Below are 22,672 nucleotides of genomic sequence, written 5' to 3'. Positions count from 1 at the left end.
GAGCCATGAACCGCCTTGCAAAGATTGCCATCGTGTCCGCGCTGCTTGCCGTTCCAACCGCCGCTTCGGCGCAGACCGTGTGCCCCGAGGGTCGGACGCGAGAGGGAACCTGTGTCAACCCAGCCCTCGCAATTGCGGCCCGCACCATCGCAAATGTTCGCGGTCAGTCCCGACTGTCCTACTTCATTCTGCCGGTTCTCCCGAGCCAGGATCAGTCGAGCCGCGATCCGACGCTGCGCAATCTTCGCGCGTTCTACGAGATCGACGTCGTTCACCCCTGACGCCTGCCGCGGCCGCTCCGCCGCTGTTGAAGCGGAGCGGGGGCATTGCGCAACCATGCCCCGGGCTCTCTGACAACATTGGCAGGCCGAACCCGGCGCCTCTGGAGTTGGCGCTTATCGTGACGGCGCAGCTCGTCGGTCGGCGTGGGTCGATGCCTTTTCGCAGTCTGGACGGGGGGCTGCGATGGATGCGCGGCGGCTCAAGACGGCCGATACGTCTCCGGGTTTAGGCGCCCATTGCGCATCATTGGGTCACGTCCAGGAGAGGCATCCATGATTGCCCGCGTTCTCACGACGATATTGGCCATCGCGATTCCGGCTGTTGTCTCTGCGCAAGCGCCCAGCCGTCCCGGGGAGCCTTTGCCAGGCTGCACTGATACGTCCAATTGTCCGCTGATCGACTTCACCCAAAGGGCCCTGGGCGCCGGACTTGAAGGGGTCACCCTTGCCCCCGGTGGAGCCGCCGGTCTTCTCCTGGCCCGTACACAGGAATCGGCCCTGCCGGCTTTCCGGCTGATCTGGATAGATCAGACACCACCGCTGTCGCCGGACCGAACCGCCACCGAGTTCATGCGTGGGCTGACCCGGCCGGACCGGTTCTGCAACCATCGCCCCATTGCCATGGGAGCTTCGCCAGACGGCAAGCGCGGAGCCTTTGATCTGCGTTGCGACGGTGGGCAAGTTCAGGCGGTCCAGGTGGTTCTCTATGCCGTTCAAGACGAACAGCGCACCCGTACGCTCGTCTTGCTCGCGCCCTTGAACAACGGGCCAGCCCTCCTCGCGCGTGGGCAACGGGTGATCCAGGGCGCCGTGCAGGCAGCGGCCGTGCCTCAGAGAAGCTATGCGCAGTTGCGTGAAGATTGCGCTGACGACGGTGATGCCCAGCGCCAGATCGCTGGTTGCAACGCCGTTCTCGTCCACCCCGACGAGGCCAACAATTATGCGATTGCAGTCAACAACCGGGGCCACGCCCAGGAGCGTTCAGGCAACCTGCGTGCCGCCCTGGAGGATTATGACCGCGCGATCGCGCGCGAACCTGGCTACTCCGTCGCACACGTCAATCGTGGGCGTGTTCTGAGCCAACTCGAGCGCTTTGCGGATGCCCATTCCGCCCTCGACCGGGCCCTTGCGATCGACAACAACATCTGGGCGCGCCTTGAGCGGGCGCGCGTCTTTCTGCGCCAACGCGATGGGGATCGCGCCTTGGCCGAGCTGGACCGAACCATGCAGGCAGAGCCGCGCTTTGCCGAGGCCCTCGTCGAGCGGGCCCGTCTGCGCGCTGAGCGCAATGATCACCGCCGGGCTGCCGAGGATTTCGAGGCGGCTCTAGCGGTCGAGCCTGACAACCGGGCGGCAGCGGAAGGCCGAGACAAGGCGCGCGCCCAATTGGCGGCGTCAGCTCCGGTCCAATCGGGCCAGCCCAATCTCAGGCAGTTGGCTCAGGGGAGCGCTCCCTCAACCCCCTCCCATGCGCCATCGACTGGGATTGAGACGGTCCGTGGACTGATGCGCGACAAGCCCTTCACCGTCTCATACCCGGCTGAATTCAATCAGACGGCGGATGCCGGGTCAGAGCTCTTTCTCGATCATCCCGGTGCGCTGTTCCAGGTGTCGCTCAAGGTCGCGCCATCGGCCCCCGGTGCCAGCGCCCAATCCGCCGCTCGAAGCCCGGCAGCCCAGGTCGCAACAGCCGATCGGTCCGCATTTCGCGACTTCAGCCTGGAGCAAAGGTCCCTCGTTGTGCTCCCGGCAGGGCCGGTCCATCTCTATGTGGCCACCATGACATCTCCGATGGGCAATCGGCCCCGGCTGCGGATGGTGGTCGCGGAGTACTTTGGCGAGGGGCGCCGGTACGAACTGGCATTCACCGTAAGCGAGGAAGCCTTCAGCTCCGCAGGCACTTCGATCGGCTTCATCCTGGCCAATTTTTCGCCGAACAGCGCGCCGCGCGCCTGCTGCGCCGCACCGATCACATTGCCCTGGTAGGCGGAGCAGCCGAGAACCGGCACGTGTGGTCAGGTGCAGAGATGGCTGCGCCGATCTCTGGCACTGGTCGGGCTGACTGAGTTCGCTGCCTGTGCCAGCAATCCTGGTCGCACCTGTCGGCCAGTGCCGGCCGGGCGGTCTGCCCAAGGGGTCATGGGGCGCGTTGCGCGCCCTTCTCGATCCGCATCACCCGACGGACCTCTGTCTCGTGACTTGCTCGCCAGGCGCGTTGTGCAATGAGAGCGGCAGGGAAATCGTGACCCGGGTCCCCTTTCCCAAAGCGGACGTGATCTTGAGTTCACCTCCCCATTGGGAGGCAATGCCTTGGACAATGGAGAGCCCCAGGCCGGTGCCTTCTCCCTGGGGCTTTGTTGAAAAGAAGGGCTCCGACGCTCGGCGCAATGTTGTCTGGTCCATCCCTATGCCGTCATCTTCCACGGTCAGTTCAAGACACTCGCCGGCGATGTTTCCAGCTGGGCCATAGGTCAGGACAACCGATCCGCCGCGGGTGGCATGGACCGCGTTGATCACCAGATTGGCCACAACCTGAAAAACCTCGGTTACAGGAACGACCGGGCCTCCCTGCAGCTCGAAGCGCGTCTCCAGGCGAGTGGAGCCTGGAACCAGCGCGCGCACTTCCTCCGCGATCTCTTTGAGCGCATCGCCGAGTGGCGCGCGGCGGCCGTCGTCGGGGATCGGACGCACCGAGGTGAGGAGAGCGGCCACGATTTCGGCGGCGCGCATTCCGGAGGTCCGCACAACATCCAGCCAGCGTCGCCGCTCGTCATCTTCTCCAAAGGACTCGCTCGTGCGACGGGTTAGATTGATGACCGGATGAAGGAGATTGTTGATCTCATGGGCAACGCCGCCGGCCATCTGGCCAATGGCCGCCATTCGGCTTTGCCGGCTGCTGCGCTCGGCTTCCGCTACTTCATCCGTGACGTCAGAGACGATCCCGCGCCATCCGCCGCCCGCGATGGGCACTGCCGAGAGGCGGAGGTGTCGATGGCCAGAATGGCCATCGTCGCGCTGCAAAGGTGCCCTCGACACGGCCTGCCCGGGCTTCAGGTGGACACCGGGATCTGCCTCGAGCACCGAATGAACCGATTTTCCGACCGCCAGGCCGGCTATGGACGAGGCAGGTCCAGACGCGAAGACGATCTGACCCGCACCGTTCGTTTCCCAGAAGCTGTCGGAGGCGCTTTCGGCAAAGGCCCTCAAGCGCTCGGCGTTCTCGGCTGCTGCCGAGGTGAGCGCGCGTTCTCGGCGTCTGATGTCGCCTGCGGCCGAAATGCCGGCAAGCAGCAGAGACAACGCAAAGGCCGGGTAGAGAAGATTGATGAGGACTGGATTGAATCCGTCATGGGGCACGACGTCAGGGATCAGTCGGGCAACACCTGTCGCCATGGCCGGTCCCCAACACAAGATGTAGTCGATTGCACGCCGAGGCTGTCTTGTTGCGGTGGCAAGCACCAACCCAAGGACCGTGCTGATGGTGAAAAGCCCGACGATTGGGCTGAGCCGACGAAGCATGACCCCGCCAGCTGTCGTTTCAACAGCGACGGCAATAGCAAATGCGGCCAAGAACCAGACGCAATAGTGTAAGGCACGTCCAAATGTCGGGAAGTTCTCTCGCGCGCGCAGCGACTGCAGTGCATAGTAGAGAGAAATCGCATAGATGAATGCAGTCGCAGTGATTGACAATATCCTCGAAGCATTTACGGCTCCTGGCACGATGAATGTTTCGAAAAATGCCTGGTCGCCGATGATGTGGCATCCGAAACACAATACAAGAAAGGCCAGGGCGCCTGTCGTCGGGTCTCTGCTTGCAACTGCTGCGGACGTAAAATAGATGAGCAGGGCAAGCAGGACGCCGAATAGAACGCCGAAAAACATCATTTCGAAGACATATGTCTTCAAATAGCTGGTCTCATTCTGCAGCCATACTGATGCCCGCATCGATGATGGCGTATGGAAGCGAATGAAAATGGTTTCGCCCTTCGCGCTTTCTGGCAAGGCGATCGAAGGGTAGCGAGTGGCAAGCCGGGCCGTGTCCAAGGGTACTCCCAGGCGCCAGGTTTGCGTGTCGAAACCGCCGGCCTGGTGCCGATAGACCTCCAATGTGCGAATTCGCGATTCCCGGACAGTCAGAACGACGACACCGCCCGCTGTGGTGAGGTCGGTCGGCACCACCACGCGCAACCACATCGCGGCCTGCGGGCCATGCGCTGCACCATAGTTTGCGGCTCTCACACCGTCGGCACGGATGAAGCGAGTGGCTCCTTCCGGTCCGGCCATGTCCTCGATCGTCCATTGGCCCGCGATATCGATCGCGAAGTCTGCATTTGGACCGACGAAGGCGCTGGACCGGGCGCGTGCGGGATCTGCGACCAAAGTCGCTGCCAATCCCAGGAGGCTGGCAAGTGCGATAGCCAGTCGCCGTTTCCAGAAATCGATCTTCATCAGGTAGCCATCGAGCTTGGGTCGGCGTGATCAAATCAGAAAACTGCTCTGTGAGCCAACTCTGGAATGAGGCAACCGACCCGCTGAGGGCCAGGCACTGCGTCAATCGATCAAGTCGACGGCCGATGAGCTCCAGGACGCCAGAGACAGAATTCGCGCCGAGCTGAATGCATCAAATGCCGTCGTTGTCGGTGCTCCAGCTCTTGCTCGCCCTCAATCGTGCGAGCATCTGGCCGTTGATCTGAGGGACCTGCAGTTTACCGAACAAGGAGGAGGAGTTGCACTGCGCGAGTTGATCTCTCGCGTGGTCTCAAGGTCGGGCTTGCCGCACAAGCCGCCCCTTATCGAAATCAAGAGCCACATCTCGGCTTTGATGGAAAAAGAGCTAGCCAAAAGAATGGTAGCGGGAGGCAGAATTGAACTGCCGACCTCAGGGTTATGAATCCTGCGCTCTCACCAACTGAGCTACCCCGCCACAGGGGTCCGTCCGGCGGACCGGTTCGGAGAGCGCGGATATAAGGTTTGAGCGGAAGCAGTGTCAAGGCAAAGACTGCGCTGATGGTGTCTATCCGGCAAGCGACCGCAGCTCCCGTCGCGGGCGTGAGGCTTTCCGTCGCGCGGGGCGTCCTCATTTTGACCGGGCGCAAGCCGCCGCGCGGCTGTCCCGTCTAGGTTCAGGGCCTGATCAATCGGGAACGGGCCATGACACGCATGCGGGCGGGATGGGCGGCGATGCCGCTTCTGATGTTGCTGGCCCTGTTGCCCTGGACGGAGGCCGGCGCCCAGGAGGCGGGCTCGTCAGCCCTGCGCGGCCGCCGCGTGGTCGATGAATGGTGCCGTCTCTGCCATCTCAGGGCCGGGCAGCCCCCGCGCCAGGGCATGGCGCCGGCCTATGAGACGATCGTGCGGCTGCCGGGGCGGGACGAGGCCTATTTCTCCCGCTTCCTGCACGAGGACCATTTCCCGATGACAACCTTCCGGCTGTTCGAAAACGAGAAGCAGGATGTGGTCGCCTATCTCCTGTGGCTGCAGCGGCGCCCGCAGCGCCGATAGAGTTCAGCCGGCCTTCTTGAACCGCACCAGCGTGAACAGCCCGCCGAAGCCGGCCGGTCGCTTCTCCACCATGGTGAGGTCGGCCTCGCCCATGACGCGGGAGAACGGGAAGTCCGGGTGCCAGCCGAGCTTGTCGCCGAAGGGGGCGGCAGCCTTCTCAACCCAGGCGCGGATGCCGCTCTCGGCGGCGAAATGGTTGACCAGGATCACTTCGCCGCCCGGCTTGCAGACGCGGTTGAGCTCGCGCATCACGCCTTCCGGGTCGGGCACGACGGTGATGAGGTACATGGCCACCACGCAGTCGAAGGCGGCATCGGGGAAGGCGAGGCGGCCGGCATCCATCTGCAGGATGCCCTCGACATGGGGCAGACCATCGTCGACGCGTTTGCGGGCGATTTTCAGCATGTCGAAGGAGAGATCGAGACCGATCACCCGGCAGTTCTGGCCATAATCGGGCAGCGCGATGCCGGTGCCGACGCCGACTTCCAGCACGCGCCCGCCGACCTTGGTGGCGGCAGCCGCTGCCGCGCGCCGGCCGGTGGTGGTGATCGACCCGAAGAGCGCGTCATAGATCGGCGCCCAGCGGGCATAGGCCTTCTGGATCGACTGGGTATCAAGCTCGGCTGCTGCCATTGACCAAGATCCGCTGAACGGCGCGCGTCAGAACGCGGCGTGGAGGGCGCTTGCGGGGGCAAGCCGGGTGGTGTCGGGAAGGCGGCGGATGAAGCCGCCGCCAAGGACGCGCGACGACCCTTCCGCAGCGTCATAGAGCACGCAGGCCTGGCCGGGCGCAACGCCGTCCTCGCCGTCGAGCAGCTCGATCTCGGCGCCGTCCGCGGTGGCGCGCAGGATCGCCGCCTTGGGCGGGCGGGTGGAGCGCACCTTGGCGAAACAGTCGAGCGTCTCGCCGGGCTGGAGCGGCCGGTCGCCGAGCCAGTTGAGATCGCGCAGGCCGATGGCACGGGTGGCGAGCGCCTCCTTCGGGCCGACCACCACCTGGCGGGTGGCGGCGTCGAGGCCGACGACATAGAGCGGCTCGCGGGCGGCAACGCCGATGCCGCGGCGCTGGCCGATGGTGAAGCGCATGATGCCGTCATGGCGGCCAAGCACGCGGCCGTCGACATGGACGATGTCGCCCGACTCTGCGGCTTCCGGCTTCAGCTTCTCGACGATGGCCGTGTACTTGCCCGAGGGCACGAAGCAGATGTCCTGGCTGTCGGCCTTGTCGGCGACCGAGAGATCGAAGCGGCGGGCATGCTCGCGCACTTCCGGCTTGGTCATGCGGCCGAGCGGAAAGCGCAGCAGGTCGAGCTGGTCGGGCGTGGTGGCGAACAGGAAATAGCTCTGGTCGCGGTCGGCATCGACCGGGCGGTACATCGCGCGGCGGCCGTCGGCGAGCGCGCCGCTCGCGACATAATGGCCGGTGGCCAGAACATCAGCGCCGAGGTCGCGCGCGGTCTGCAGGAGATCGGCGAATTTCACATGGCGGTTGCAGTCGACGCAGGGGATCGGCGTCTCGCCATCGGCATAGGACTGGGCGAAGCGGTCGATGACGGCGGCCTTGAACCGCTCCTCGTAGTCGAGCACGTAATGGGGAATGCCCAGCCGCTCGGCGACGCGGCGCGCGTCGTTGATGTCCTGGCCGGCGCAGCAGGCGCCCTTGCGGTGGATTGCCGCGCCATGGTCGTAGAGCTGCAGCGTCACGCCGATGACGTCATAGCCCTCTTCCGCCATCAGCGCTGCGACGACGGAGGAATCCACGCCACCCGACATGGCAACCACCACGCGTGTCGCGTGCGGCGGCTTGGCGATGTCGAGGCTGTTCAGCATCGGCGGCGGGGTCCCTCAGGGTGCAACGCTATATAGGGCCAAGCGGGCGGGCCGCAAAGGGCGAAAGGGTCAGGCGAAGCCGGCACCATTTCGCGTGTGGCGCATCAGTCGCCGCCGCCTCCGCCGCCATCGCCTCCGCCGTCGCCGCCTCCGCCGTCGACCGGTCCATCAGCATCGCCATTGCCCTGGATGCGGCCAAACAGGCCAAGCAGCAGGATACCGGCCGTGGCGGCACCGATGAGCCAGCGGGTGCCATCGCCGAGAGCCGGGTGGGCAAAGAGCGATGTGCCGATGAAGTAGCCGGCGGCGGCGACCGGCACGGCCAGGATCAGCTTCAGCCTGCCGCTCATGCGTCGGCCCTTGGCTGGGCCGGTGCTGTCCTGGTTCATCTGATGGCCTCGATCTGAGTCTCACCCATGCAAAGGACTTATCGGCTGGGCGCGGTCGGGGGCATTGCGACAGGTCGGGCCAGCGTGCGTCCGGCCGCGCGCCCGGCGATTGGTATGCCCTCTAAGCCGCCACCTTCGCCCTTGTCTTCAGCGCCTGGCCGAAGGCCTCGAACAGGGCGCGGTTCACCGGATTGCAGTGCGGGTCATATTCCGCGTGCCACTGGACGCCGAGCGCGAAGGAGGGGGCCTCCGCGATGCGGATCGCCTCCGCCGTGCCGTCCTCGGCAATGCCCTCGATGACGACGCGGCTGCCCGGCTCCAGGATGCCCTGGCCGTGTAGCGAATTGACGCGGATCGTGTCGCGGCCGAACAGGCGGGCAAAAGTGCCATTCGGCACCAGGCTGACATCGTGGCGGTCGGCGAAGACCACCTGGGGATCGGGATGGATCTCGCCGGTCGGCAGGCGCGGCATGCGGTGGTTCATCCGGCCGGGAAGCTCGCGGATCTCCGGGTGGAGCGAGCCGCCGAATGCGACGTTCATCTCCTGGAAGCCGCGGCAGATGCCGAAGATCGGAATGCCGCGCTCGACGCAAGCCTCGCAGAGCGCCAGCGCCACGCAGTCGCGCTCGGGATCATAGGGTTCGTGGGCCGGGTGCGGCTCGGTGTTGAAGCGGGAAGGGTGGACATTGGCGCGGGCGCCGGTGAGCAGGATGCCGTCGACGACATCGAGCAGGGCGCCCACATCGGTGATCTCGGGCGAGCCGGCGAACATCAGCGGCAGGGCGCCTGCGACATCGGCAACAGCGCGCATGTTGCGCTCGCCGACCAGCTGGGCCGAGAAGCGGTTCTCGACCATGTGCGCATTGCCGATCACGCCGACAACGGGCCTTGCCATTGCATCACTCCACATCGAAGGGGCGGATATTCTCTCCGCCGGTCATTTTGTAGCATTCTGATCGTGTTGCGTCGCAATGCAATGGCGCAATTCGGCATGACTGTCCCTGCAAGAGCCGGGTGTAGGGCGTGGAAGCCGGGCGCGACTTGGCCTCGACTTGACCCCCGACTTGGCGATGTCATCGTCGATCGGCTAAGGCCATGCGCCATGACCGTTCGCTACGCCCTCTATGCCGCCCCGCCGCCCGACGATCCGCTCTGGAGCTTCGGCAGCGACACGATCGGCTATGACGCCGCCACTGCGCGGGCCCTGGCCTTTCCATCGGGTGCCCCCTTCGACGCGCCAGACTGGGCGGCGCTCACGGATGATCCCCGTCGCTATGGCTTTCACGGCACGCTGAAGGCGCCCTTCGCGCTGGCAGATGGCTTCGGCGAGGCGGATCTGATGGAAGCCGCCATGCTGTTTGCCGAGCGCCGGCCGGCCTTCACGGTCAAGGCGCTCGAGGTCGTGTCGCTGAAGTCCTTCGTCGCGCTGGTGCCGGCCGAACGGTCGGATGATCTCCACGCTTTGGCTGATGATTGCGTTCGGGTCTTCGACGGGTTCCGTGCGCCGACCTCGGAGGCCGACCGGGCGCGGCGGCTGAAGAGCCCGCTCACCGAGCGGCAGATCGCCCAACTCGATCAATGGGGCTATCCCTATGTGTTCGACGATTTCCGCTACCACATGACGCTGACCGGCTCGCTGCCGGAAGAGCGGCGCGCGCCCGTCGCCGCGGCACTCGCCGCGCGCTACCGCCCGATCGCCGCGCCGTTTCGCGTCGATGCGCTGGTGCTGTTCCGGCAGGAGGCGCGCGACCGGCAATTCACGATCCTGGCGCGTTTTCCGTTCGAGGGGTGATGCCCCCTTATCGGCGGCGATAACTCGGCTATAGTCGGGAAAAGCCCGGTGTGAAGCCGGCGTGGTTTTCTCAGGAGGAACAGTTCATGTCCGGTTTCATCACCCGCCGCACCGCGCTCATCGCTGGCGCCGGCCTCGCCACCCTTGGCAGCCCGGCTCTCGCCCAGTCACGTCGCCGTCTCACGGTTGCCACCGGCGGCACCGGCGGCGTCTATTTCGTCTATGGCGGCGGTCTTGCCCGCGTGCTCACCGAGAAGCTGCCGAACACCCAGGTCACCGCTCAGGTCACCGGCGGTTCGGTCGACAACATCAACCTCGTCACCTCGGGCGATGCCGATCTCGGCTTCTCCACGCTCGATTCGGTGGTCGATGCGCTGAACGGCGTTGCGGCCTACACCCAAGGCGGCAAGCGCGACGTGAAGGTCGTGGCCGTGCTCTATGACAACGTCATGCACGTGGTCGGCCAGCCGTCGCTCAATTCGATCGCCGACATGAAGGGCAAGCGCATCGGCGTCGGCTCGGCCGGATCCTCCACCGAGGGCTGGGCTGACCGCATGCTGGAGGCCGCCGGCCTCAATCCGAAGACCGATATCACGCGCGACAATCTGGGCGTTGCCGAATGCGCCAATGCGCTCGCCGACGGCAAGATCGCCGGCTTCTTCTGGGGCGGTGGCGTGCCGACCGCGGCGGTGCGCGACCTCGCCCAGGGCGGCCGCACGCCGATGAAGCTGCTCAATTCGGACAAGGAACTGGTCGCCCTCGACCGGAAATATCCGGGTCTCTACCGCTCCTCGGTGATGCCGCCGAATTCCTATGCCGGCCAGACCCAGCCTGTTTCGGGCGTGGGCGTTGCCAATGTGATGGTCGTCGACGGCAAGGCGCCGGCCGCACTGGTGACGATGATGCTGGAAGGCATCTTCAACAACCTGACCGACATGCAGGCGATCCATCCGGAGGCGCGCAAGCTCAACCTGCAGAGCGCCGCCACCAAGACCGCCGTCGCCTTCCATCCGGCGGCGGAGGCCTTCTACAAGGCGCGCGGCGTCGCAATGTAACGGACTGGTCCGGCGCGGCCGGGCTGCTATTCAGGACCAGCCGGCGCGGGGGACCGTGCCGGCTGTTTGTTTGCCCGCGGCAGGTCACGGCCGGCGCGGGGTGAAAGGGACAAGAGGCTCCGTCAGATGGGCCCGTCCTGCAGGGTTTCGAGGGGACGTCCATGGCAGCGCAGGCAACGGCAGGCAGTCAGGCCCAGACGGCGGAACGCCAACTGACGGCCGAGGAGATCGAGGCGCTGTCGGCCGATTCCGAAGGCGGTCCGGCCAGGCGCGTCACCGGCTGGCTCGGCTGGCTCACCGGTGCGGTGTCGCTGTTCGTCGGCGCCTATGCGCTCTACTGGACGCAGTTCGCCATCAACACCACGGTCTACCGGTCGACCTTCCTGGCGGTGTGCCTGGCGCTGGTGTTCATCCTTTTCCCCCTGACCAGGACGGCCAAGGACGGGCGCCCCGAGGCGCGGCGCCCGCGTTTCGACGAACTCCTGTTCGCCGGCCTGTCGATCGCGCTGATCCTCTACCTGCTGCACCACCCGAACCCGCAATTCGCCATCTATGGCCGGTCGACCGGCGCCTATGTGCTGGGGCTGGTGGTGGTCGCCTGTTTCGCTGCCTATCCCTTCCTGATCAGCAACAAGACGCTCGCGCGCTACCAGCCGGCCGACTGGATCTTCGCGGCGGTCGGCCTCTATGTCGCCTTCTACATCTCGACCAATATCGAGCTCTACAAAAACCGCGCGATGCGGCCCTCGCCAGAGGAACTGGTGCTCGGCCTTGTGCTGATCGTGCTGGTAATGGAGGCGACCAGGCGCACCGTCGGCTGGGTGCTGCCGGCCATTGCGGCGGTCTTCCTGATCTATTGCTATGCCGGGTCCGGCTGGCTCATCCCGGATGTCTTCGAACATCGCGGCTTCACGCCGAACCGCATCATCGGCCAGAACCTGCTGACACTCGAAGGCGTCTTCACGACGCCGCTGGATGTGGCTGCCACCTTCATCATCCTGTTCACGATCTATGGCGCGGTGCTCGATCGCGGCGGCGCCGGCAAGTTCTTCATCGACTGGGCCTTCGCGCTGTTCGGCAAGAATGCCTCGCCCTCGGCGCCCGGCCGTGCGGTGGTGGCGTCCGGTTTTCTGCTTGGCACGGTCTCCGGATCAGGCGTGGCCACGACGGTGACGGTCTCCTCGCTCGCCTGGCCGATGCTCAAGCGCTCTGGCTATTCGCCGGAAGTGGCCGGCGGCATGCTGTCGGCGGCCGGTATCGGGGCAACGCTGTCACCGCCGACGCTTGGTGCTGCTGCCTTCATCATCGCGGAGTTTCTGGACGTCGATTACCTGCAGATCCTGGTCTACGCGACGATCCCGACCATCCTCTATTACGTCTCCTGCTGGCTGATGACGGAAGCGGATTCCCGCCGGATGAACGTCAAGTCTGTGCGCACGTCCGACGCCTCGCTGTGGGCACTGACCAAGGCCGGCGGCTATCATTTCCTCTCGCTTGGCGCGATCGCCGTGTTCCTCGTGCTCGGCTTCTCGTCGTTCATGGCGGTCTACTGGTCGATCGTGGTGGCCTTCGTGCTGTCCATGGCCAATCGGGACAATCAGCTGGTCACCCGCCCCGGCTTTGCCGTGGGTTGCGTGGCGGCGGTCGCTGCCTGGCTCTTCGGCATGAGCGACATACCGCGTGCATTCGGCCTGCATGAGCTGTTCGACAGCCGCGTCTCTGTGGCGTGCTTCTGGGGCATGACGGCTGCTGTGATCGTGTCGGGCATCCAGAGCATTCTGGCCAATCGTGCGGGGCAGGCGGCGCCGGCTGGCGGCACCGGCATGGTCGACGCCCTGATGGACGGCACGCGCTCGACGCTCGGCATCGTGGCGACCTGCGCCTGTGCCGGCGTCATCGTGTCGGTGGTCAATCTCACCGGACTTGGCCTGACCATTTCCGGCATCATCATCTCGGCCGGCGGATCCAACGTGTTCCTGATCCTCCTGATGGCGGCGCTGGCGATGTGGGTCCTCGGCCTCTCTGTGCCGGTGACCGCGAGCTACATCATTGCCGCGGTCATGCTGGTGCCGGCACTGGTCAAGGTCGGTGTGCCGCCGCCAGCCGCCCACATGTTCATGTTCTACTATGCGGTGCTCGCCGACGTGTCGCCGCCGACAGCGCTCGCGCCCTTCGCGGCCTCCGCCATCACCGGCGGCGATCCGTTCAAGACGACGATGCAGGCGTGGAAATACACGCTGCCGGCCTTCATCGTGCCGTTCATGTTCTGCCTGACGCCGCAGGGCGCGGAACTGCTCATGCTGGTACCGAATGGCGTCAATGCGGCCGGCGCCATCACCTATGGCGCGCCAACCACCGTGCTCGCCTGGGCCTCGGTGATCTGGGCGACCGTCACCGGCTGTCTCGCGCTGGTCGGGCTCTGCGTCATGTTCACCGGCTATGCGCTGGCCCAGGCCAATTGGGTCGAGCGCGTGCTCTGCTTCATCGGTGGCGGCCTGCTGCTCGCCACCAACACCTATGCCGACGCGGCAGGTCTCGTCTTCCTCGGTCTGGGCCTGATCTTGCATTGGCTCCGGGTGAAGCGGACCGAAGCCCCGACACCCGCCTGACCGATCTGGGACCCTTGAGATCATGACCCATCGCCTCGACGCCTCCGCCGACAATGCCCATTGGGGCTATTTCGACGCGACCCTTGCGCCCCGCCTGACGGTGAAGTCCGGCGAACGGGTGACCATTTCGACGGTCTCCGCGGCCCCAGACCAATTGCCCGATGCAAGCTGGGGCATTCCGCCGGCGCTTCCGGCGATCCATGCGAAGTTCGGCGGGCCGACCCTGCCGGGCCATATCTGCACCGGGCCGGTGGCGGTCGAAGGCGCGAAAGCGGGCAGCGTGCTGCAGGTCGATATCGAGGCGATCGATCTGCACTATGACTGGGGCTACACGCTTGTCAGGCCGCTTGCCGGCGCGCTGCCGGATGATGTGAAGGCACTCCGCCTGTTCCATTCGCGCATCGACCGGGCAAGCAAGATCGCCACCATGCCCTGGGGCCACGAGATCCCGCTCGACCGGCCGTTCTTCGGCGTGATGGCGGTGGCGCCGCCGAAGGAATGGGGCCGGGTCAACACGCTGCCGCCGCGCCGCAATGGCGGCAATCTCGACAACAAGGAGCTCGTGGCCGGCACGACGCTTTATCTGCCGGTCTTTGTCGACGGCGCCAATTTCTCGGTGGGTGACGCCCATGGCGCGCAGGGCGACGGCGAGGTCTGCATCACGGCGATCGAGACCGGGCTGATCGGCACGTTCAAGCTCACCGTGCGCGACGACATGAGCCTCGTCTGGCCGATGGCGGAAACGCCGACGGAGGTCATCACCATGGCCTTCGATCCCGATCTCGATGCCGCCGTGCAGATCGCGCTGCGCTCGATGATCGATCTCGTTGTCGAGAAATCCGGCCTCGACCGGGACGAGGCCTATGCGCTGATGTCGCTGGTGGCCGACCTGCGCGTGACCCAGGTGGTCAACGGCAACAAGGGCATTCACGTCGTGCTCGACAAGAAGTGGCTGAAGAAGATCCGCTGAGGGGAGGGGGGCCTTCGCCTAGAACAAGGTCCTTCGAGGCTCGCTCCGCTCGCACCTCAGGATGAGGTAGGGATAGGTCCCTCTCGCTGGTCGGTTGAAACCTGGGCTCAGCTCTCTGCACCCTCATCCTGAGGTGCGAGGCCATAGTGAGATGCGAACGCATCTCGCGTTCTCTCGAAGCTTTGGCCGAGCCTCGAAGGACCCATATAGCTGACCGGAGCAGCGCGTTCTGGTTGGCTATACTCACTCGTCATCCCCGGCGAGCGAAGCGAGGGAAGGGGATCCAGACTTGAATCCTTCTTGCGCGATTCGGTGATTCCTGGGCCCCCTTCCCTCGCCCTGCGGGCTCGCCGGGGGTGACGGATGAGCTGATTGGGAGGGGGCGTTGTTCCCTGCTCGTTGCGTCGCTCACCCCCAGGGCGTGCCGGCCACCAGAACCTCGGCCAACGCATCCACCGCCGCGGCCTGAAGCGCCTCGCCCTTGGCCCTGGTCGCCCGCCTTGCATCGCCGAGCACCCCCGAGGGCGTCAGGCCCTTGAACGAGCGGAAGCGCTGCACGGGTGGCGCCAGCACGGCGCGGGGATCGGAAAATTGCGGGCCATAGGCCTCGGCGAACTTGTCCGCGCGCACCGCGTCGGGGGCGGCCACCATCATCATCGAGGTCTCAGCCTCGCAGGCATGCAGCACGCCGGTCTGGTCTTCCAGCAGCGGCGCAAACGCCGGCTGGGCGAGCTCGAAATAGGTCGTGGCTGCCACCGCCAGCCCGGTCTCGCGGGAGAGATCCGGCAGGAAGGCGTTGAGCGCGGTCATGTTGCCGCCATGGCCGTTGACGATCAGCACGCGGGTGAAGCCGTGGCGCTTCACCGACTGGATGAGGCACAGCAGCACCGCCCGATAGGTCGGGATATCCAGCGTGAAGGTGCCGCCATGCTCCATGTGGTGCTCGGCCATGCCGACCCAGAGCGTCGGCGCCACGACGACGGCGCGCTGGGCTGACGCCTTCTCGGCGGCGAGCCGGCACACCGTGCCGCAGAGGATCGCGTCGACGCCAGTGCCGAGATGGGGGCCGTGCTGCTCAGTCGAGGCGACCGGCAGGACGACCGTCGCATCGGCGCCGGCCAGCGCGTTGAGTTCGGGCGCGGTGAGCTTCGACCATTCGACAATGGTGGGCATGCTGTCCTCCCTCAGGCGGTCGAGGCGCCGCCGGCACCGAAACGGCAACCGGCGGCGCGATGGTCAGTAACGATAGCCGAGCGCCACGCTGGCGCGATGGTCATTCAGTGACACGGTCGACCTGATCGTGTCGGCCGGGACGGTGGCGAAGAAGGTCGGGTTCACCGCAGCATAGGCCGAATAGCGATATTCCGCCCGTGCGAACCAGGGACCGGCGAGAGCCGCCTCGGCGCCCGCGCCGAGGGTCCAGCCGAGGCGGGTCGACGTCACGCTCTGGTCGAGGCTGGTGCCGCCGACGCAGCTTGCGCCATTGTTGCAGCCGACGCGCAGCTGGCTGGCCGCCATGGCGAGGCCGCCCGTGGCGTAGAGCGCAAGGCCGGGCTTCACCTCGTAGCCGAACCGAGCGCGCAGGCTGGCGTCCCAGAGCCTGGTCATGCGGACGCCGTCGGTTGCCGAGACGATGGCGGTTGCATCGAGGGCTCCCGGCACGCCGACGATCGTCCGGTTGGCATTGGCCAGGCCGATATCGGCTTCCGCGCCGACGATCCAGGCGCCGACCTGGCGGCCGTAGCCTGCGAAGAAGCCGACGCGCGGAGCGCCCGAACCAAGCCGGGCTGCGGCGGTTTCGGGGACCAGCCGTCCCGGCGTGCCGCCCATGGAATTGGTCGTCCAGCCGGCATTCTGCCAGGCGGCTCCGATATCGACGCCGGCATGGAAGCCAGCCAGCGACACCGGTGCGGTCGGCGCGCCCTGCGCCATTCGGACGGCTTCGCCCGGACGGATGCGCAGGCCGAGCGACACCATGTGCGAGGTGTTGCTGCCGCCGCCGCCCTTGCCCGGGAAGCTGGTCAGCGCGCCGCCGAGGGCCTGCGAGTCGGCTGGCCCCTGGGCGATCCGCCAGGCCTGGTAGCGGTAGTCGGCGGTGAGCGTCATGCCGGGGCGGATCTGGTAGCCGAGCCCGATCTCGGCGGCCATCATCTGGCCGGGACCGAGGCGGTCGGTGAACAGGGTCGACCTGAGGTGATGGAGGTCGCGGCCGGTGCCGAGCGCCCAGACCGAGCCGATCAGGCGGCCACGGAGCGACCAGGGGCCATGCTCTGCCTCCATCGCGAGGCCGAGATAGGGCGCGCGCCAGGTCTGGTCATAGGAAATGCCGCTGCCGGGCGGGAAGGGGGCATAGTTGGACGTGCCGCCCGAGCCCTGCCAGCGATAGAAGTCGAACTTGTAGCCGGCGACCGCGCTCAGCTGCACCGGGCCGAGGGTCAGGAAGCGCGCGGCGGCAAAACTGTCGAACAGGATGGCGTTGCGCAGGACCGTGTCGGGGTGGTTCGATTCGCAATAGGTGCCGGTGGGCGAGGCCGGGCAGCCCGGAATGTTCCAGTCGTAATCGTCCATATGCGACATGCCGGTGAAGTTGGTCGAGCCGCGCATCTCGAGCTTCAGCCAGTCCGCTGGACGATAGGCAATGGCCGCGTTGAACATCAGGACATTGCGCATGTTCCAGCGCAGCATGCTGACGGACGAGCCGTCCGGGTTGAGGACATATTCCCGGCCGTGACCGTTGAGCAGGCCGGTGGAGAGATCGACGGTCAGCCCGTCGAGGGTGCCGCGCCATTCGCGATTGGTCTGCTGGGCTGTGGCGGGATGGGCGAGAACCAGGCCGCCGGCCAGGGTCGCGAGGGCCAATGCGCTGTGCCGCGCGCTGGATTTCTTACGTAACGTCAATGCCATGTTCATGCTCCACGGCCGATTTCCCGGCCGGCGCGGCAGTGATTTCACGGGCTGTCCGGCATCACAATTCAGCCCTCCAGAGAATCCTGTGGATAGCCAGATCTGCTGCCATGCAGGCGCCTGTGACCTATGCGCCGCGCGCCGTCCCGTAATGCGAAATTACAAAACGACGACAAAACGTCGATGAATTGTTGACATGAATTTTGGGCCACGCGATGGTCGCGACCAAGCCGATTTCAGCCATTTCGCTGGCGGTCTCGCGCGAATGTCTGCTGTGCTGTGGCCTCGGTGCCCGGTGCGTGACACAGTCGCCCGAGCCCCGGTCCGAACGAGTGTCGCGCATGAAGAAGTCCGAGACGATCCGCCTTGCCACCGATATTGGCGGAACCTTCACCGACATCGTGGTCGAACGCGGCGAGCAGCGCTTCACCACCAAGGTGCTGACCACGCCATCCGCCCCGGAAGAGGCGGTGGTGGACGGGACGCGGCAGGTGCTGGGCGAGGCGGGCCTCGCCTTCGCCGATCTCGACGTGTTCGTCCATGGCACGACGCTTGCCACCAATGCGGTGATCGAGCGCAAGGGCGCCAAGACCGCCCTGATCGCCACCGACGGCTTCCGCGATGTGATCGAGATCGCCGACGAGGGCCGCTACGACCAGTACGACGTGTTCATCGACAAGCCGCGCCAGCTGGTGCCGCGCCAGCTCCGCTACACCGTGCCGGAGCGCATCGACGTGATGGGCAAGGTCTGGGTGCCGCTCGACGAGGCGGCGCTGCGCGCCATCGCGAAGGTTCTGAAGAAGGAGCGCGTCGAGGCGGTCGCCGTTGCCTTCATCCATTCCTATGCCAATGGCGTGCACGAGCGCCGTGCCGGCGAGGTTCTGGCCGAGGAACTGCCGGGCGTCAGCATCACGCTGTCCAGCGAAGTCTGCCCGGAAATGCGCGAATATGAGCGCACCTCCACGGCCATCGCCAATGCCTATGTCCAGCCGCTGATGGCGGGTTATCTCGGCCGCCTGAAAGAGCGCTTCGCGGCCGAGGGCTATACCAAGCCGATCCATCTGATGACGTCCGGCGGGTCGCTGGCCACGCTCGAGACCGCCGCGCGCTTCCCGATCCGTCTCGTCGAGTCCGGTCCGGCCGGCGGCGCGATCCTCGCCGCCTATGTCGCCGCCGAGCGCGACGAGAAGAAGGTGCTCTCCTTCGACATGGGCGGCACGACCGCCAAGATCTGCCTCATCCACGACGCGACGCCCTACAAGGCGCGCACCTTTGAGGTGGACCGCCAGTCGCGCTTCATGAAGGGCTCGGGCCTGCCGGTCCGCATCCCGGTCATCGAGATGGTCGAGATCGGCGCCGGCGGTGGCTCGATCGCCCGGGTCGATGCCCTGAAGCGCATCACGGTCGGCCCGGATTCGGCCGCCTCCGTGCCGGGGCCGGCCTGCTATGGCCGTGGCGGCGCGAACCCGACCGTCACCGATGCCGATGTGGCGCTGGGCAAGATCGATCCGGCCCGTTTCGCCGGTGGCGCGATCACGCTCTATCCGGCCAAGGCCGGCACGGCGCTCGACGCCGCGGTCGGCAAGCCCCTGTCGCTCAAGACCGACATGGCGGCCCATGGCGTCGCCGAGATCGTCGACGAGAACATGGCCAATGCGGCCCGCGTCCATTCGGTGGAGCGCGGCGTGATCGTGTCGGAGCACACGATGGTGGCCTTCGGTGGCGCTGCGCCGCTTCACGCCGCGCGCCTTGCCGAGAAGCTCGGCATCAAGCGTCTGCTGATCCCCGCCGATGCGGGCGTCGGCTCGGCCATCGGCTTCCTGCGCGCGCCGGCGGCCTATGAACTGGTCCACTCGAAATACATGCGGCTCGACAAGTTTGAGCTCGCCGAAGCCAACCGTCTGCTGTCGGGCATGAGCGGGGAGGCGACGGGTCTCGCCAAGGCGGCCGCGGGCAACCGCAAGCTGACCGAAACGCGCACCGCCTTCATGCGCTATTCCGGCCAGGGCCACGAGATCGCGGTGTCGCTGCCAAACCGCGCGCTGACCGCCAAGGACGTGGCGCAGATGCGCGACCGGTTCGAGACGGGCTATCGCCAGCTGTTCGCCCGCCACATTCCCGGCGCCGCGATCGAGGTCCTGTCCTGGGCTCTGCTGGTGACCACCGACACGGCCAGGCCGCCGGTTCTGAAGACGCCGCGCCGCAAGGCGGGTCCGAAGCCGATCGAGATGCGGCCGGTCTTCGACGCCAAGGCGGGCAAGGTTGTGAAGGTGCCGATGTATGACCGCACCGAGATGACCCCGGGCGCCGTGGTCTCCGGTCCCGCGATCATCGTGGAGGCCGGCACCTCGACCTTCGTGACCGGCACGTTCGATGCCCATGTCGATGCAGGCTTCGGCCTGGTCCTGACCGCCAAGAAGTGACCAGAAGGAGCGACAATATGGCAAAGCTCAGCGATATCGACCTTCAGGTCATGTGGAACCGCCTGATCGCGGTGGTGGAAGAGCAGGCGCAGGTGCTGCTGCGCACCGCCTTCTCGCCGATCGTCCGCGAGGCGGGCGATCTCTCCGCCGGCGTGTTCGACCGGGAGGGCAACATGCTGGCCCAGGCCGTGACCGGCACGCCCGGCCACGTCAATTCCATGGCCGAGAGCGTCAAGCACTTCATCCGGGAGTTCCCGGTGGAGACGATGAAGAAGGGTGACATCTACATCACCAACGACCCGTGGATGGGCACGGGCCATCTCAACGATTTCGTCCTGACCACGCCGGCTTTCCACAAGGGCAAGCTTGTCGGCCTGTTCTCCTGCACCAGCCATCTCATGGATATCGGCGGCATCGGCTTCGGGCCGGATGGTACCGACGTGTTCATGGAAGGGCTCTATATCCCGCTGCTCCAGCTCGCGGACCGCGGCAAGCTCAACCACACGCTGATGGCGATGATCCGGGCGAACACGCGCCTGCCGATCGACACCGAGGGCGACGTCTATTCACTCGCCGCCTGTAACGATGTCGGCTGCGAGCGCCTGTCCGAGATGATGACCGAGTTCAATCTCGACAATCTCGATGTCCTGTCGAAGCACATCCTCACCCGCTCGCGTGAGGCGGTGATGGCCGAGATCGCCCGGCTGCCCCAGGGCCGCTGGTCGAACAGCATGACGGTGGACGGCTATGACGAGCCCGTCACGCTGACCTGCACGGTGGATGTCTCCAAGAAGGGCATCCACGTCGATTATTCCGGCACGGGACCGGCCTCGAAGCGCGGCATCAACGTGCCGCTGGCCTATACGACCGCCTATACGGTGTTCGGTCTGGCCTGCGTGGTCGGTAAGGACATTCCGAACAATGCCGGGTCGCTCGGGCCGCTGACGGTGTCGGCGCCGGAGAACACGATCGTCAATGCGCTTAAACCCAAGCCCGTGGCGTCGCGCCACATCATCGGGCAGATGCTGCCGGACGTGGTGTTCGGCGCGCTGCGCCAGGCGATCCCCGAGCGCGTTCCGGCCGAGGGCACCTCATGCCTGTGGAACCTGAACGTGCGCGGCGAGACCGACGAGGCGGGCCTGGGCAATTACGGGTTCATGATGGCGGTCACTTCGAACGGCGGCACCGGCGCGCGCCCGATGAAGGATGGCCTCTCGGCCACCGCCTATCCCTCAGGCGTCAAGGGCACGCCGGTAGAGATCGCGGAATCGATCACGCCGCTGATCTTCTGGCGCAAGGAATTCCGCGAGGATTCCGGCGGGGCCGGCAAGACGCGCGGTGGCCTCGGTCAGGTGATCGAGGTGGGCAGCCGCATCGGCAAGCCGTTCGATCTGCTCGCCGCCTATGACCGCATCGACCATCCGCCGCGGGGTCGCGACGGCGGTCACAATGGCGGGGCAGGCGCGGTGTCGCTGAAGTCCGGCCAGGTGCTGAAGGGCAAGGGCTTCCAGCTCATTCCGCCCGATGACCGGCTGATCGTGATGACCCCCGGCGGCGGCGGCATCGGCGACCCGAAGACCCGCGACAAGGCGCTGATCGAGAAGGATCTGGCCGAGGGGTTGGTGTCGAAGAAGGGCGCCAAGGCTTACGGCGGGTGAGGGGGCCTGGGGTTCGCCTCAGGCGGCCATCACCTTCTTGGCCGCTGCCGCGAGGAAGCCTGAACGCGTGAAGCCATTGGCCTCGGCATAGCGGTCGATGTCGCCCAGCACGTCTTCCGGCATGGTGACGTTGAAGCGCACGCTGCGCGTCGCGCGCGCCGGGGCAGCCACGAGAATCGCGACGCCGTCGCGGTTTTCCGGATCGGCCATGATGACGTCGAGCGAGGACGGCAGCGGAATGGCGTCACCATCCGCGATCATGCCGTCGATGTGGAGCGCCAGCGCTTCGGCCGCGCCGTCGCGAGCCTCGTCGAGGGTGGCGCCGGCCGAGACGCAGCCCGGAAAATCGGGAAACGAGACGCCGAAATCGCTCTCCGGGTCCTTGTGGATCAGGGCGACATAATTGCGCATGGCCATTATCTCAGCTTCAGTCCCGACTGCTTCTCGATGCTGCGCAGCGTGCCGAGCGGGAGATCGGTCTTCGGGTGGGGGACCGTCACACGGCCCGGTCGCGCGGGATGCTTGAACTGAACATGGCTGCCAGCCTGGGCGACTTTGACCCAGCCATCAACCTCCAGCCGGGCGATCACCTCGCGACTGCGCATGCACATTTATACACACGATAGCGTCAGCCTACAAGTGTATGAATACACACTTGGGGATCACAAGCTCGCCGCCGACCGCGCCGCCTGATCATAAAGCCCGGACAGCGCCCGCATCTCGGTAGCGATCTTCGACAGGACGCCGGGCTCGGTGCCGAAGGCCTTCACCGCCTGGATCAGCAGGGCCTCGCGGATCTCGTGGTAGCGGGCGCAGATATCGGCGCCTTTCTTGGTGATCGAGACCGCCTTTTCCTTGCCGATCTTCTCGCCCTTCACCAAGCCGGCAGCTTCCAGCTTCTTCACCGCATAGGTGACGAGGTGGGTGTCTTCCACATTGAGCACCAGCGCGATGTCGGCCAGCCGCTTCGGCCGGCCGCGATGATAGACCGTGTGCAGGATCATGTTCTCCAGCGCGGAGAGACCGGGCGCGCCGGCCGCCGCCGCGCAGCGCACCGTCCAGCGGTGGAAGGCGTGGCTCACCATCATCATGCCGAACTCGAACTCGGACAGGGCCGGCATCTCTCCGGCAGCCAGATGGGCGGACGAAACGATAGGCCCGAGGGGACGCGGCGTCATGGCGGTCTCCGGAGAAGAGTGCGGCGGAGGCGGGCCGAACATTCAGCCTCGACTTGTTCGTGAAATCAAGTCGACAAAACA

At 66.0% G+C, this 22,672-nt stretch carries 19 protein-coding genes and 1 tRNA gene; 9 read left to right on the top strand and 11 right to left on the bottom strand.

Annotated elements, in window-relative coordinates; all coding sequences use genetic code 11:
* Positions 1-5 precede the first annotated feature (5 nt).
* Together E8L99_RS23460 and E8L99_RS23455 are read left to right on the top strand one after the other, a co-directional pair.
* Complete coding sequence (locus E8L99_RS23460) at positions 6-281, top strand: hypothetical protein (RefSeq protein WP_137101831.1); 276 nt, start codon at positions 6-8, stop codon at positions 279-281.
* A 273-nt stretch (positions 282-554) separates the two neighbouring features.
* Positions 555-2,267 (top strand): tetratricopeptide repeat protein, encoded by a 1,713-nt coding sequence (locus tag E8L99_RS23455; RefSeq protein ID WP_137101830.1) that lies wholly within the window; start codon positions 555-557, stop codon positions 2,265-2,267.
* 186 nt (positions 2,268-2,453) lie between these two features.
* Here E8L99_RS23455 and E8L99_RS23450 read toward each other — a convergent pair whose 3' ends face one another.
* The gene (locus tag E8L99_RS23450) at positions 2,454-4,730 is read right to left on the bottom strand and encodes a sensor histidine kinase (RefSeq protein WP_137101829.1); all 2,277 of its coding nucleotides are present in this window, start codon (positions 4,728-4,730) and stop codon (positions 2,454-2,456) included.
* Between the two features lie 398 nt (positions 4,731-5,128).
* Positions 5,129-5,205 (bottom strand) — tRNA-Met (locus E8L99_RS23445).
* Positions 5,206-5,432: 227 nt separating this feature from the next.
* On the opposite strand from E8L99_RS23445, the gene E8L99_RS23440 reads away from it, so the two are divergent.
* The gene (locus E8L99_RS23440) at positions 5,433-5,783 is read left to right on the top strand and encodes a hypothetical protein (RefSeq protein WP_137101828.1); all 351 of its coding nucleotides are present in this window, start codon (positions 5,433-5,435) and stop codon (positions 5,781-5,783) included.
* Between the two features lie 3 nt (positions 5,784-5,786).
* Here the strand turns inward: E8L99_RS23440 and E8L99_RS23435 are convergent, their stop codons facing one another.
* The 4 genes from E8L99_RS23435 to E8L99_RS23420 all read right to left on the bottom strand — a co-directional run bounded on the left by E8L99_RS23435 (position 5,787) and on the right by E8L99_RS23420 (position 8,897).
* On the bottom strand, positions 5,787-6,416 hold the full coding sequence (locus E8L99_RS23435) for a class I SAM-dependent methyltransferase (RefSeq protein WP_137101827.1): 630 nt from the start codon (positions 6,414-6,416) through the stop codon (positions 5,787-5,789).
* A 27-nt stretch (positions 6,417-6,443) separates the two neighbouring features.
* Entirely contained in the window at positions 6,444-7,613 is a 1,170-nt protein-coding gene (gene mnmA, locus E8L99_RS23430; protein WP_137101826.1) for a tRNA 2-thiouridine(34) synthase MnmA, read from the bottom strand.
* A gap of 104 nt (positions 7,614-7,717) precedes the next feature.
* Positions 7,718-8,002, bottom strand: a complete 285-nt coding sequence (locus E8L99_RS23425) for a hypothetical protein (protein WP_137101825.1) — start codon at positions 8,000-8,002, stop codon at positions 7,718-7,720.
* Positions 8,003-8,123: 121 nt separating this feature from the next.
* Positions 8,124-8,897: a gamma-glutamyl-gamma-aminobutyrate hydrolase family protein gene (locus tag E8L99_RS23420; protein ID WP_137101824.1), complete on the bottom strand. Its 774-nt coding sequence runs from the start codon at positions 8,895-8,897 to the stop codon at positions 8,124-8,126.
* A 207-nt stretch (positions 8,898-9,104) separates the two neighbouring features.
* Between E8L99_RS23420 and E8L99_RS23415 the strand changes: the two genes are divergently transcribed.
* The 4 genes from E8L99_RS23415 (at position 9,105) to E8L99_RS23400 (ending at position 14,428) form a co-directional block, all read left to right on the top strand.
* A complete protein-coding gene (locus E8L99_RS23415; RefSeq protein WP_137101823.1) occupies positions 9,105-9,794 on the top strand; it encodes a DUF1045 domain-containing protein in 690 nt (229 codons plus the stop codon).
* A gap of 86 nt (positions 9,795-9,880) precedes the next feature.
* A complete protein-coding gene (locus E8L99_RS23410) occupies positions 9,881-10,849 on the top strand; it encodes a TAXI family TRAP transporter solute-binding subunit (RefSeq protein WP_137101822.1) in 969 nt (322 codons plus the stop codon).
* Positions 10,850-11,010: 161 nt separating this feature from the next.
* Positions 11,011-13,458, top strand: a complete 2,448-nt coding sequence (locus E8L99_RS23405) for a TRAP transporter permease (RefSeq protein ID WP_137101821.1) — start codon at positions 11,011-11,013, stop codon at positions 13,456-13,458.
* A 22-nt stretch (positions 13,459-13,480) separates the two neighbouring features.
* Positions 13,481-14,428, top strand: a complete 948-nt coding sequence (locus E8L99_RS23400; RefSeq protein ID WP_137101820.1) for an acetamidase/formamidase family protein — start codon at positions 13,481-13,483, stop codon at positions 14,426-14,428.
* Between the two features lie 408 nt (positions 14,429-14,836).
* On the opposite strand, the gene E8L99_RS23395 is transcribed toward E8L99_RS23400, so the two are convergent.
* Together E8L99_RS23395 and E8L99_RS23390 are read right to left on the bottom strand one after the other, a co-directional pair.
* Positions 14,837-15,601, bottom strand: a complete 765-nt coding sequence (locus E8L99_RS23395; RefSeq protein ID WP_137101819.1) for a creatininase family protein — start codon at positions 15,599-15,601, stop codon at positions 14,837-14,839.
* A 63-nt stretch (positions 15,602-15,664) separates the two neighbouring features.
* Positions 15,665-17,332: an omptin family outer membrane protease gene (locus tag E8L99_RS23390; RefSeq protein WP_168201815.1), complete on the bottom strand. Its 1,668-nt coding sequence runs from the start codon at positions 17,330-17,332 to the stop codon at positions 15,665-15,667.
* Positions 17,333-17,673: 341 nt separating this feature from the next.
* On the opposite strand from E8L99_RS23390, the gene E8L99_RS23385 reads away from it, so the two are divergent.
* Both E8L99_RS23385 and E8L99_RS23380 read left to right on the top strand, forming a co-directional pair.
* On the top strand, positions 17,674-19,755 hold the full coding sequence (locus E8L99_RS23385; RefSeq protein WP_137101817.1) for a hydantoinase/oxoprolinase family protein: 2,082 nt from the start codon (positions 17,674-17,676) through the stop codon (positions 19,753-19,755).
* Positions 19,756-19,772: 17 nt separating this feature from the next.
* Positions 19,773-21,413 carry a hydantoinase B/oxoprolinase family protein gene (locus E8L99_RS23380; RefSeq protein ID WP_137101816.1) on the top strand — a complete coding sequence of 547 codons (1,641 nt, stop codon included), beginning with the start codon at positions 19,773-19,775 and terminating at the stop codon, positions 21,411-21,413.
* Between the two features lie 18 nt (positions 21,414-21,431).
* Here the strand turns inward: E8L99_RS23380 and E8L99_RS23375 are convergent, their stop codons facing one another.
* From E8L99_RS23375 to E8L99_RS23365, 3 genes are read right to left on the bottom strand one after another with little or no spacing between them, the layout of a single operon-like run.
* On the bottom strand, positions 21,432-21,824 hold the full coding sequence (locus E8L99_RS23375; protein ID WP_137101815.1) for a type II toxin-antitoxin system HicB family antitoxin: 393 nt from the start codon (positions 21,822-21,824) through the stop codon (positions 21,432-21,434).
* 5 nt (positions 21,825-21,829) lie between these two features.
* Positions 21,830-22,018: a type II toxin-antitoxin system HicA family toxin gene (locus tag E8L99_RS23370; RefSeq protein ID WP_137101814.1), complete on the bottom strand. Its 189-nt coding sequence runs from the start codon at positions 22,016-22,018 to the stop codon at positions 21,830-21,832.
* Positions 22,019-22,075: 57 nt separating this feature from the next.
* Entirely contained in the window at positions 22,076-22,591 is a 516-nt protein-coding gene (locus tag E8L99_RS23365) for a winged helix DNA-binding protein (protein WP_137101813.1), read from the bottom strand.
* Positions 22,592-22,672 lie beyond the last annotated feature (81 nt).

The organism is Phreatobacter aquaticus (assembly GCF_005160265.1).
GTDB classification, from domain to species: domain Bacteria; phylum Pseudomonadota; class Alphaproteobacteria; order Rhizobiales; family Phreatobacteraceae; genus Phreatobacter; species Phreatobacter aquaticus.
Note: the sequence above shows the minus strand (reverse complement) of the source record. Positions and strands in the feature narration are given on the sequence as shown.